The 12943-nt window shown below is 27.7% G+C and carries 13 protein-coding genes; 5 read left to right on the forward strand and 8 right to left on the reverse strand.

The window, feature by feature from the left end; all coding sequences use genetic code 11:
• The first annotated feature begins 30 nt into the window (after positions 1-30).
• Complete coding sequence (gatC, locus tag EPJ72_RS04360) at positions 31-351, forward strand: Asp-tRNA(Asn)/Glu-tRNA(Gln) amidotransferase subunit GatC (RefSeq protein WP_147731004.1); 321 nt, start codon at positions 31-33, stop codon at positions 349-351.
• A 28-nt stretch (positions 352-379) separates the two neighbouring features.
• Positions 380-1114: a signal peptidase I gene (gene lepB, locus EPJ72_RS04365; protein ID WP_147731005.1), complete on the forward strand. Its 735-nt coding sequence runs from the start codon at positions 380-382 to the stop codon at positions 1112-1114.
• 71 nt (positions 1115-1185) lie between these two features.
• Here lepB and floA read toward each other — a convergent pair whose 3' ends face one another.
• Together floA and pyrH are read right to left on the reverse strand one after the other, a co-directional pair.
• On the reverse strand, positions 1186-2196 hold the full coding sequence (gene floA / locus EPJ72_RS04370; RefSeq protein ID WP_147731006.1) for a flotillin-like protein FloA: 1011 nt from the start codon (positions 2194-2196) through the stop codon (positions 1186-1188).
• A 38-nt stretch (positions 2197-2234) separates the two neighbouring features.
• Entirely contained in the window at positions 2235-2939 is a 705-nt protein-coding gene (gene pyrH, locus EPJ72_RS04375) for a UMP kinase (RefSeq protein WP_147731007.1), read from the reverse strand.
• A gap of 222 nt (positions 2940-3161) precedes the next feature.
• Between pyrH and EPJ72_RS13180 the strand changes: the two genes are divergently transcribed.
• On the forward strand, positions 3162-3311 hold the full coding sequence (locus EPJ72_RS13180; protein WP_199749262.1) for a hypothetical protein: 150 nt from the start codon (positions 3162-3164) through the stop codon (positions 3309-3311).
• A 70-nt stretch (positions 3312-3381) separates the two neighbouring features.
• Here EPJ72_RS13180 and EPJ72_RS04380 read toward each other — a convergent pair whose 3' ends face one another.
• Both EPJ72_RS04380 and EPJ72_RS04385 read right to left on the reverse strand, forming a co-directional pair.
• Positions 3382-6954 (reverse strand): FtsK/SpoIIIE family DNA translocase, encoded by a 3573-nt coding sequence (locus EPJ72_RS04380; protein ID WP_147731008.1) that lies wholly within the window; start codon positions 6952-6954, stop codon positions 3382-3384.
• Positions 6955-6975: 21 nt separating this feature from the next.
• Complete coding sequence (locus EPJ72_RS04385; RefSeq protein ID WP_147731009.1) at positions 6976-7776, reverse strand: undecaprenyl-diphosphate phosphatase; 801 nt, start codon at positions 7774-7776, stop codon at positions 6976-6978.
• Positions 7777-8030: 254 nt separating this feature from the next.
• Between EPJ72_RS04385 and EPJ72_RS04390 the strand changes: the two genes are divergently transcribed.
• Positions 8031-8396, forward strand: a complete 366-nt coding sequence (locus EPJ72_RS04390) for a helix-turn-helix domain-containing protein (RefSeq protein ID WP_147731010.1) — start codon at positions 8031-8033, stop codon at positions 8394-8396.
• Positions 8397-8449: 53 nt separating this feature from the next.
• On the opposite strand, the gene EPJ72_RS04395 is transcribed toward EPJ72_RS04390, so the two are convergent.
• From EPJ72_RS04395 to EPJ72_RS04410, 4 genes are all read right to left on the reverse strand, one after another.
• Positions 8450-9490 carry a tetratricopeptide repeat protein gene (locus tag EPJ72_RS04395; protein ID WP_147731011.1) on the reverse strand — a complete coding sequence of 347 codons (1041 nt, stop codon included), beginning with the start codon at positions 9488-9490 and terminating at the stop codon, positions 8450-8452.
• 15 nt (positions 9491-9505) lie between these two features.
• Complete coding sequence (locus tag EPJ72_RS04400; RefSeq protein WP_147731012.1) at positions 9506-10759, reverse strand: tetratricopeptide repeat protein; 1254 nt, start codon at positions 10757-10759, stop codon at positions 9506-9508.
• An 86-nt stretch (positions 10760-10845) separates the two neighbouring features.
• Positions 10846-11697: an undecaprenyl phosphate translocase family protein gene (locus EPJ72_RS04405; RefSeq protein ID WP_199749263.1), complete on the reverse strand. Its 852-nt coding sequence runs from the start codon at positions 11695-11697 to the stop codon at positions 10846-10848.
• Between the two features lie 105 nt (positions 11698-11802).
• Positions 11803-12186, reverse strand: coding sequence for a RidA family protein (locus EPJ72_RS04410; protein WP_147731014.1), 384 nt, complete (start codon positions 12184-12186; stop codon positions 11803-11805).
• Positions 12187-12441: 255 nt separating this feature from the next.
• Here EPJ72_RS04410 and EPJ72_RS04415 point away from each other — a divergent pair, with 255 nt between their 5' ends.
• Entirely contained in the window at positions 12442-12699 is a 258-nt protein-coding gene (locus EPJ72_RS04415; RefSeq protein ID WP_147731015.1) for a helix-turn-helix domain-containing protein, read from the forward strand.
• Positions 12700-12943 lie beyond the last annotated feature (244 nt).

Here is a 12943-nt window from a genome sequence, read left to right on the forward strand (position 1 = left end):
TATTTAAACTATAAAAACAAGGATTTTTTTATGAAAACTAATAAAGAAGAATTAGAAGCACTCTTATATCAAACTAGATTAAAAATAGAAGATAATCAAAAAGATGAAATGTTAGATAGATTAAATAAAGATTTAGCTTTTATAGAAGAATTATTTGAAGTAAATGTTGATAATATAAACCCTTTATATCATGTTATTGATTTGCCTGAATATTTAAGAGAAGATGTTGCTGGAGAAACTTTAAAAAACGAAGTGATAATGGATTTATGCAGAAGCGGAGAATATGGTTATATAGTAGTGCCTGCTGTACCTGCTGCTTTAGAAAACAGTGAACATCAGGCCAAAAAATAATTTATAATAAGGTTTCAATTACTATATAATGAATTATTCTTATGATGACAGAGAAAATATAAAAAAAGAAAAGAAGAATGCATTAAAAGCCATATTAAAGCCTTTTATATTTATATACTACAGAAGCAATAGCTTATTATATAAAACTATAGCAAGGCTTATTTTAGGTTTTATCATAGCATTTATAATTTTTGGTTTAATTACACTTTTTGTACGTTTTGATAAGATGAAAAGTTCAACTATGTTAAACACCATTGAACCAAATAAAATGATTATTACTTCAAAATTAAGATATGCTATTACAATAAAACCATTCGTGTCAAAATTAACAGGAAAAACTATAGTATTTTCAAGACCTAAAAGAGGTGATATAGTTTTTATTATTGACCCTAGAAGCAAAAAAGAAAATATTTTTAAAAGGTTTATATCATATACAGTTTATTTTTTTACTTTTGGAAATGTAAATATATCGAATACAAGATATTTAATAAAGAGAGTGATAGGTCTTCCAAATGAAACAATAGAAATAAAAAATAAAACTGTATACATTAATGGAAGCGAATTAAATGAACCTTGGGCAAATATTGGAAAAGATAATAGAATATTAGAAAGTAACATATCTTCAAGGGATAATTTTGGTCCTTATATTATAGGATACAATGAATATTTTGTATTATCAGATAATAGAGATTATGCTTATGACAGCAGAGATTTCGGAAGTATTCATTTCTCACTCATAGATGGAAAAGTAATATCTTATTAAACTTTATTATAAAAAATTATTCACATAAAAAAGCAGACTATATATTTCATAGCCTGCTTTTATTATTATTATTATTTATTAGATGAATTATTTTTGCTTGTTGTATCCATTCCAGATATACTGTAACGCATTTCAGTGTCTGCCATAACGTTTTTCATATTATAATAATCTAATACTCCAATATTTCCTTTTTTCAAAGCCTCAGCAATAGCAAGCGGCAGCTGACTTTCTGCCTCAACAACTTTAGCCTTCATCTCTTCAACTTGAGCTTTCATCTCTTGTTCACGGGCAATAGCCATAACGCGTCTCTCTTCAGCTTTAGCCTGAGCAATTTTCTTATCAGCCTCAGCTTGGTCAATTTGAAGAACAGCACCAATATTGCTACCCACATCCACATCAGCAATATCTATAGAAAGTATCTCAAAAGCAGTACCAGAATCAAGACCCTTAGCAGAAACAACCTGTGATATTCTGTCAGGATTTTCTAATACCTCTTTATGTGTAGCAGCACTGCCTATAGTAGTAACAATACCCTCACCTACTCTAGCAATAATAGTCTCTTCTCCAGCACCTCCAACAAGTCTGTTAATATTTGTTCTAACAGTAACCCTCGCAGTAGCCTTTACCTGTATACCGTCTTTAGCAACAGCAGCAATTAATGGAGTAGCAATAACTCTAGGTGAAACTGATGTTCTTATAGCATCAACTAAATCTCTTCCAGCTAAGTCTATAGCAGCAGCTCTCTCAAAACTTAAATCTAATGAAGCTTTATCAGCAGCAATTAAAGCATCAGCAACAGCAGTGGGATTACCGCCAGCTAAATAATGTGCCTCAAGTTCATTGCTATTTATTTTTAATCCCGCCTTCCATAACTTAATTTGATTCAACACTATCAAAGAAGGATTAACTCTCCTCAAACGCATAGTAAGCAAAGTAATTATACTGATTCTCACCCCAGAAAATAAAGCAGTAATCCATAAACCTAATGGGAAAAATCTAAAGAAAATAATTAAAAATATTACTATAATTATTATTCCAACAAACATAGGTGCTATTCCAGCCCCCCAAAATAAATCAAACATCATAATCTCCTTAATTTTTATTTTTTTTATTTATCATTTTAATTGTGAACATAAGTGCCTATACTCTCGCCTTTAATAGCCTTTGTAATATTGCCCATCTTATTCATATTAAACACCCTTATAGGCATATTATTATCATTAGCCATAGCAAAAGCAGTCATATCCATAACTCGTAAGTTTTGATTAATAGCATCTTTAAAAGTAATTTCTTTATACATAACAGCATCTTTATTAGTTTTAGGGTCTTTATTGTAAACCCCATCAACATTAGTACCCTTTAATACAATAGAAGCACCAATCTCTAAAGCTCTTAATATAGAAGTGCTGTCTGTAGTAAAGTAAGGGTTAGATGTACCTCCTGCTATTATAAGCACATTACCTCTTTCTAATATACGAATAGCCTTATCTCTTTCAAACCCCTCTATCATTCCTTCAATATTAAAAGCAGAAAGTATTTGTGTAGGAGTACCAGCTGCCATAAATCTGTCTTTTAAAGCAATGGCATTCATTATAGTGGCAAGCATACCCATAGAATCCGCTGTAGCTCTTACCATACCTGTTTTGTTAGAAAGCTGCATTCCTCTAAATATATTGCCCCCCCCAACAACAACAGCTATTTGAGTATTATTTCCTGCCTCTTTCATCTCCATAGCTATTCTGTCTACAACATTATTATCTATGCCATAGTCTTTTTCTCCAAGCAAAGCCTCGCCTGATATCTTAAGAAGCACAGTTTGTTTCATAATACAATTTACCTCTTTTTGTATTTAAATTTCTATGATTATACTTTATTTTTTTTCTATTATCAAGTAAAAAGTTATTAAATATATTTCGCACTACAAGATATTTTTATATAAAATAAATTGTATTTTTTTAATATTACAAATATATTTCATAATATATTAATTTTAGATATTTAATATTCCGATAATATAAAAGTATGTTACATAATATTAGGATTTTTTATGTATAAAAAAATATTGTTATTACTAACTCTAATATTATTTAGTTTTATCATTTCTTGCAATGACAAAGAAAATAAAAAAGATGATATAAACAATAGATTGCAAGATGATGAATATATAACTAAAATAATAGAAAGCAATTCTAAATAAGTTTTTTTATATAAACTTTGTATATATAAAAAAGCCCGCCTACCAACTGTAAACGAGCCTTAAAATTATATTATCTATCATCTAATGTAATTAAAACTTCTCTTGGTTTAGAGCCATTTTCCGGTCCAACAATGCCCTGACGCTCCATAATCTCTACTATTCTAGCGGCACGGTTATATCCTATTTTTAATCTGCGTTGTAGAAATGATGCACTTGCTTTTCCAGTTCTTGCTACAAGTTCAACAGCATCCTCCCAAAGCTCTTCGTCTAATATATCCTCTTCATCAGTGTTTTTGTCATCATCGCTTCCCTCTAATGCTGCAATCAAGCTCTCATCAAACATAGGCGACATCTCTCCAGATAAATAATCAACCACTTTCTTAACTTCATTGTCAGAAACAAAAGCACCCTGAACCCTCTCAGGCATCTGACTTCCAGAGGCACAGAATAAAGCATCTCCCTTACCTAACAACTGCTCAGCACCAGACATATCTATTATAATACGTGAGTTTGTTTTGTTAGGCACTTGGAATGCAATTCTAGTTGGTAAATTAGCCTTTATAACACCAGTAACAACATCTGCAGAAGGTCTTTGTGTGGCAATTATTAAGTGTATGCCAACAGCCCTGCTCATACCAGCTAAACGTGATATTAAATCCTCAACCTCTTTTGATGCAACAACCATCAAATTGTGAAGCTCATCTATCACCAAAACTATATATGGAAATAACTCTAAAGGTTCTCCGTTAAACTCTGTCTCTCCCTCTTTAAGAAGCTGTTTTACTTTTTCGTTGTAAGTTTTAACATTTCTAACGAAGAATCTCTCCATTCTTTCGTATCTTTTCTCCATTATGTCTACAATATATCTCAATACTATAGTAGCCTTCTTCTCATCAGAAACAACAGGAGACATTAAATGCGGTATGCCGTTATATATAGAAAGCTCAACTCTCTTTTTATCTACAAATATAAATTTTAATTCATCAGGTCTAAACTTATATAAAAGTGAAAGTATTATTGTAGATAAACAAACACTCTTACCAGAACCAGTAGTACCAGCAACTAATAAGTGAGGAGCTTCAGACATATCTGACACCACATTGTTTCCATATATCCCTTTTCCTAATACAAAAGGTATATCAAGTTTTGATTGTCTAAAATCGCTGCTTTCTAACACATCTCTTAAAAATACTGCATTTCTCACCTTGTTTGGTATCTCTATACCTATAACAGAGCGTCCCGGAATTGGTGCTATTATTCTCACACTCTCTGAAGCAAGTGCTAAAGCAATATTGTCTGTTAAGTTTGATATTTTTGACACTCTAGTGCCTGCCGCTAATTCAAGCTCATATCTTGTAATAACAGGTCCTCTTGATACTCCTGTCACTTTTGCTTCTATATTAAAATCAAGCAATGTGTTTTCTAATTGTATTGCTGTTTGTTTTATAGATTCAAGCATTGCATTATCATTTACCGGAATTGACCTATTGAGCAAATCAAATGGAGGAGCTTTATAATGCTTATCTACATACTTGCTGTTGAAGTTTGATTGTATTAAATCAAAATCATTTTTGTGATTTTTATGTATTATAGGTCTTTGAGGCTCTTTTAATGTGTTTACTTTTTTTTCTGATTCTATATTTATAAAACCAGTGTTAGCCTCATTATCACTTTTAATGTCTTCTATAGAGTTTAGTTTTTCAGCATATTTTTGAAGCTCGGCATCATATTCTTCTTCGTTAGTTGTATTATTATAATATTTAGAATCATTTGAAAAATTATGTTGCTCTCTTAAATCATCTTTTATTTTTACATCTTCTATATCATTATAAGATTTATCAACATTGTAAAGCTCTTCTTCGTCTAAATCAAAACAGTTTAATATACTATCATCATCAATAATATTATTGTTATTGTAATTTGGTATATGGTCTTCTCTTCTATACGCTCTCTTTGAAGCATAGCCCATAGGAAACTCAAAGTGGCTGCTTTTTTTAGTTGTGTCTTCTGAGTAATTTAATTTTTCATTGTTGCTGCTTCCTCTTTTTACTTTGCCATGCTCTCTGTCATACATCTCTTTTAATTGCTTATTCTCATTAGCAACTCTTCTCAATTTATCCAATATATTTTCTTTATTATTAGTATTAACAGAAGTTTTATATGAAACATTAGTATTATTTAAATCATTAAAAGATTGATGATTTATAGTATTTTCTTTTTTTAAAGTTTTCTCTTTATACTCTTTATATAATTTATCTAAGTCTTCAATATATTCTATTTTATTATTTTCTAGTTCCTCATCATTATTATTATTTAACTCTCTAAATTTTCTCTCTCTGTTTTTATATATATTCTCAAGTATTACACTCTCATCATAATCGCTACTTATACTATTTGCCGCTTTTAAATAAATTTCTGTTGTATCATAATAATTGACACTATCCTCGTAAGCCGCCTTTTTAAAATCTGATTTTTTTACTCTATTAATACTGAAATCCCAATCAATATTTTCTATAGCCTCATGAACATTTTTATTATATTCATCATCATATTGTTTTAATTCATTATATTGATTGAAAGTATCTTCTTTTTTTTTTACGTCCATTTTTAAATCATTTCCAAATGCTGCCTCAAATAAAGAAGCCCCCATATCCTCTTCTCTATCTTCTATTGCATTAACATTAATCCTTCCATAATTATCTCTTTTCAAATTATTTAAACTCTCAACCATATAATCTAATTCTTTGTTTTTATCATCATCAAAGTCATTTCTTTTATTGAAAAAGTCTTCCATTATATTTTCATTTATATTTTCATTTTTATTATAATATTTTCTCTCAGATGAATCATAATGATTGAAAGATATCTTTTCTATAAATGGAATATTATTAAAATCATATACTTCTTTTTTGCTAAATATAGGTAAATAGTTTAATGAAGTATCTTTTCTATTATTTTCTTTTTTGTAATTATTTTCTACTTCTTCTTGTTCATTTTTTTTCATCTCTTCTCTTTTACTTTTTATAGTATCAGATATTTTTCTCTCAACATCTTTTAAATCTATTTTTTTTATCATATCTTTGCAATAATTAGCTAAATCAATCAATGAAATTTTAGCAAATACTATTATAGTGATAAGCAGTATAGCAGAAGTTATTATAATAGAGCCAATATTTCCAAATAATGAAGCAAGCGAACCTCCTATAATTTCACCCATTATTCCGCCTTTATAATAAAATGCTTTATCTCCAAGCAGTATATCAAGAAGTATGCTGGATAACATCATCACAAATGATAAAAGAAGAGCAAACATCAAAATATTTTTAACAGAGTTTTTTAATATAATATTTACTCCCGCATATACAAAAAATGCAGGTATCACAAAAGAAGAAACTCCAAAAGCAGAAAACGAATACTCAGCAATATAAGCTCCAAACTTGCCAAGTAAATTATTTGTTGTAAGTGTAGTATTCATTTCTCCAAGATTAGCACTTAAATATGATAAAATTAATATCCCCGCAAAAAGTATGCACAAAAAACCTATAATATCATATATAGGATTTCTGTTCTTATCATCATATGATTGATAAACATTTTTACTCTCAGCTCTTTTTTGTATGTTTAATTTTCTTTTAATAAACATTATAAAAACTCCAGCTATTTTTTAAACATTAAAAAAATATATATACACAGCTAAACCAACTATTATGCAGTAAAAACTAAAATAATAAAGCTTTCCTTTTTTAAGAAAAGACATCAAAAACTTTAATGCAATAATTCCAAATATAAAAGAAGTAAGAAGCCCAACTATCACATAAGTAATATTAAAGTCAGTTAAATCTTTTAAAGAAAGAAGCAAAGCACCAAATATAGCAGGCAAAGATATTAAAAAAGAAAATCTGCCCGCAAAATCCCTATTAAGCCCCAAAAATAAAGCCGTACTTATAGTCATACCAGACCTTGATATTCCCGGAAAAACCGCTATAGCCTGAGCAAAGCCAATCAATAAAGCATTATAATAGGTTGTTGTAAGGGCATCTTTATTTATTCCTCTGTCAGCTTTTTTTGTGAGAAGCAGTATAGAACCTGTTATAATGAGATTAAGTCCAACTCTTTGAGTATCTATATTACTTAAATATTCCTCTAAAAATAATCCCACTATAGCAACAGGTATTGAAGCAATAATTACCATAAGCCCAACTCTAAAACCTTCATTATTCTTACTTGAATATTTAACATCTTTTAATCCGGAAAAAAATCCAACTATTGCATTAATAATATCCTTACGAAACACCAAACAAGTAGCTAAAAATGTACCAAAATGTAATGCTATTTCAAAAGATAATATATTTTCTGTTGTATTAAAATTAAGAAAAGTCTCAGCTATTCTTAAATGCCCCGAACTAGACACAGGCAAAAATTCAGTAACCGCTTGAATGAATCCTAATATAATTGCTTTTACCATTAAAAACTACCCCTATTATTTATATATTGTTTACATAATACTATTATAATTCTCGGATAGTTTTTAAAAAACAATACAAAAAATTATGTCAACTCTAATTATAATATATTTATGCTTCAGATTTTTCATATAACTCTACTACATTTCAAACAAAAAAATAGGTATTTTTATAAAATATACAACTTATATATTGTTTTTTTAAAGATTAAAAATTTATATAATATAAAATATTCTATTATAAGAGGACTTTATATATGGAAAATGAAATCTTATTATATAATTTAGGCTACAACATAAGATTACTTAGAAAAAGCAAAAAGATGACCATAGATACATTAGCAGAACAAGCAGGAGTTTCTAGTAAATATTTGCAAGGCATAGAAGTTGGTAATAGAAACATATCAGTAAAAAGATTAAATAAAATAGCAAAAGCCTTAGAAACAACTCCAGAAAGTTTATTAACTATAAAAAGCAGTAACTTAGAAAATAGAGATGATAAACTTCTAAATACTTATGAAAAATTAAAGAAAGTTGAATCAAATAAATTGGATATTATATCTAATTTAATAGATGATATAAATAAATTATCAAGCTCAGAGAATAATAAAAAAAGACCTTAAAACAAAAATTAATTTGCTAAAGGCCTTTTTATTTATCAAAAGCTATTAAGTTCTTAATTAATAGTTAATAATGTTTCTTGTAAAGCTGCCATATAATCTTTAGCTCTTAAAACATTTGGATTATCTGGATAATTATTAACGAATGTATCTAAAGCTTTATAAGAATCAGAATATCTTCCAACTTTGAAGTATGATAATCCAATATAAAGCAAAGCCTCAGCATCAAGAGTATAAACATTATTTAATCTTACTCTATTAAAATAATCTACAGCACTATTATAATTTTTTTCATTATAATAAGACTCGCCAATTTTAAATAAAGCCTCTTCCTGATATTTTGTTCTAGGGAAAAGAGCAGCTATTTTATTGTAATACATTCTAGCTTTAACATAATTCTTTTCAACATACATTCTATGAGCTATAGCAGGCACTTGAATAAGATAAGTTCTTGAAACCTCATTATAATATATGCTTGTATGATAATACTTTAAGAAATCCTCATAAATTTCAAAAGCTCTGTCATATTCATTCATAGCAAAATAAACTCTAGCCCTTCCTAAAACTGCTAATTCCCCCTCTGACCTTAAAAAATAACTTAAAGCTTCGCCATATTTTTTCTCAAAGAATAACTGATATCCATACTGCATATTTATAGTAGAAGCTAAACTTTTATCATAAGGTTTTAAATTATTTTGCAATTTAGTAATAATATATTGGTCAGCACTGTTTTGTAATCTTGCTATATCTGCATAAGCTATTATAGCATCAAGCTGATAAGCCTCAAAACCTACACCGTCTATTATCTCAGATAAACGTTCTTTAGCTAAATTATAATTCTTCATTTTTTTTAATGAATCAGCTACAATAAAATAAGATTCGGCTACATTACTAACAGGTTTTGACCTGCTGTCTATAGATAAATATTCATTTAAATTATTGATAGCTTCATTATAATTTTCTAATTCATAATATCTTTTTCCCTTTTGGAAATATCTTTCAGGAGAAGATAATGTAGAAACTTTAGTAATAAAAACTCCTATCAATATAGCAACAACCGTAATAACGGAAGCCAAAACTGCTGCATAAGTTTTCATAATCTCTCCTTTATATTATAAATCACTTAAAACCTGATTAATCCAGAAATTAACTTCATTAGGATTAATAGATCTTATTTTTTTTAATGTATCTAAAGCGTTCTTTTTTCTTCCAGCATTCTTATAAGATTTTCCAAGCAACAAATTAATATCATAATATAAAGCACTATCAACTTTCTTTCTTGATATAGGCTCTAAAATTGTAATAGCTCCTGTATAATTATTAGCCTTAAATTGAGCCAAAGCCCTCTGATATTCAGAACTATATCTTTGATACTCAGATGGAGTCTTTTTAGTGTTATCTTTTTTTATCTCAACATTCACAATATTTTCGTTCTTATCATTTGTAAAACTAGTAACCTTTAATTCATTAGTAATGTTTTCAACCATACGGCTTTGATTTGTAAAGTCATTAGTATTCAAATCATTAGTATTAATCTCATTAGTAGATAAATTATCGTTAGTAGGATTAATTATATATATTTTAGTACTGTTATAATAATTAGTATAATTGTTAGTATAATAATTAGTATAATTGTAATAATTTGTAGTAAAAACTATTCCTCTATTTGAGTCTATTCTATTAGTAGTATAATAGAGATCAACATAATTAGTAGGAGGTAATATACTATAATTTGTATCAAATAAATTAGTATTAGGATAATAACTTAAAAAATCATTACTGTTTACTATATTAGTAATCATATCATTTGTAAAATACATACTATTAGTATCAAGGTCATTAGTTGTAATATCATTTGTAAGGATATCATTAGTAATCATTTCAAAATTAGTCATATCTTTATTAAATGGATCATAATATTCAAATTGCATTAAATCCATATTTTCAGTAGCAGTATAAAAATTAATATTATCTATGTATGATATTACAGCATAATAATATTTATCATATTTAGGCAAATTATCGTAAATAGTATATGTAGTAGAAGCGTTAGTTGCTTTTGTAGAGCCTACTACTTTTGCATTAGTAAGTACAGTTTTACTTAATATAGGGTCTTCACTTCTATATACATAATACATCAAATTTGGATGATATATACCAACCCAACTTACTTCCACTTTATTTTCTTCTATATGTTTAATATTAAGTTTAGTTACAAGTCTTCTAGAATTAGGCAAATCATTATAGTTTTCCATACTAATTCTATCAGAGGAGGTCTGCGCAATCAAACTAGTGTATAAGTATGCAAAAGCTACTAATACTAAAGTTAATAATAGATATAATTTATTGTTTTTTAATCTTTTCATCTTATTATCCTCTTTGTACTACTATAATAGTCGGATGCATATATTATAAATTTTATACTATACCATAAAAAATAAACAAAAAAACTTTATATTTTTTCCATAATCATGGCAATTAAAAAGCCAAAACACATAGATAAAACAGTTGCAGTAAGCATACCAAAACTTAATGTTGTAATATTAGGCCATAAACTTAAAAAAGACACAACTATTATACCAAGCACAAAACCAAATAATACAGATTTATGTTTTTGTATAACTATAGTAACAAGTTTAGATATAGTAAAAATTCCTATAGCAACTCCAAGACCTAAAAACATTAATGGATATAGATTAGCAAAATTTTTAGTGAGAGTAGATACAAGATTAGATACATTCTCATACTCACCCAATATCAATAAAAGCAAAGAACCAGATATTCCCGGTATTACCATAGCAACAGCAGCAGCTATGCCGCAGAAAAATAATTTGATTCCATAAAATATAGAAAAATCTCCAGTGTAAGTTGTCTCTCCAGCAGGCTTATTAATATCAAAATAAACAAATATTGCCATTATAAAAGCCCCTATAAAGAAAGATATAAATACTTTAAAATCAAATTTATCTATAGTTTTAGTAACGAAAGGAAAAGAACCAAGTATAAGACCTACAAAAAATATTTTGGTAGGTATAGGATAGTATTGAAACAAATAATTAATAATATTTAAAAAAAGCACTATAGAAACAGCAGCCCCAAAAAAAACAGGCACTAATATTTTTAAACCCTCCCCTACTTCTTTCCATTTTAATTTAATAATTGCAGTAGGCAAAGTAGATATAGCATAAGTAAGGTTCTCATATATTCCAAGTACAAATGCTATAGTACCTCCCGAAACACCCGGTATAGCATTAGCAACACCTATAGCCATACCCTTAATAAGGTAAGATATATAATTTCTCATGTTCATTTTTTTCTCTTCTGTTTAGATTTTTTTTGCGATTTATTTTTAATAAAAATGTTTAAATAAATAAGCCATGCATAAAAACACATGGCTTTAATAATATTTTTATTCTATAACGGCTATAATTTCAACTTCTACCAAAGCATCTTTAGGTAAAGCCTTAATAGCTACAGTACTTCTTGCAGGAGGGTTTTCTGTGAAATATTTAGCATATACTTCATTGAAAGCAGCAAAATTAGCCATATCACTTAAAAAACAAGTGGTTTTAATAACATTAGCAAAAGTTAAATTTTGAGATTCTAATAAACCTTTAATATTCTCCATTACTCTTTCTGTTTGTGCTTGAATATTATTTTCAGCCATAGAACCGCTAACAGGGTCTAAAGGTATTTGACCTGAAGCAAATAAAAAATTCCCACTTTTAACAGCTTGAGAATAAGGTCCTATAGCTTCTGGTGCTTTGTGTGTTTTTATTACTTTTTTCTCCATAAAAAAATTCTCCTTTTCTTATATATTATTAATTTAATTACCATTTTATCTGATGAATTATAATAATTTTTTACAAAATATCAAGCAAATAATATAAAACTTCATGTTATTTTAGTTAATAAAAATATAAAATATATTTATTAATTAATATATAAATTGTTTAGGAGTGTGAGATATTGGACATTTTTTAGTATAAAAAAAGCAGTATCCTTGTTATAATATTTTGATATAGAAAACAAATAAAAGGATGCTACTATGAAAAAAGATTATAGCACAGAATTTAAATTATTTATAGTGGATGAAGCATTAAAAACTAAAAATATTAAAAGATTTTTAAAGATGGAAAGAATAAATAAATCCACTTTTTATACTTGGCTTAAGAAATATAAAGACACTGGAACTGTCGCTAATTTTAGTACTAAGCCAAAAACTTCTCCAAATATCTTTAATAATCAAAAAGCTATTAATTTAATTATTAAACTCTATACTGAAAAGTATAGGGGAAAACATTAGACTTGTTTCAAAAGTACTTGACAAATCAATTTATAGTTTCAAAGAAGTAAGAATTATGTTAATATATTCGTAAAAAAGGATTTTATAAAAATGATTGATTGTCAAAGTGTGATTGGTTTAAAAAAACATATTTATTTCTTTTAGAAGAATTAAGAAAAGTATATAAAGGTTTTAATAATGGCAGACCAAGAAAACTTTCTTTGGAAACTATGCTTTTTATCACTTTTATATATTTTAAACAATA

Origin of the sequence: Brachyspira pilosicoli (genome assembly GCF_008016535.1) — a bacterium.
Lineage (GTDB): Bacteria > Spirochaetota > Brachyspiria > Brachyspirales > Brachyspiraceae > Brachyspira > Brachyspira pilosicoli_A.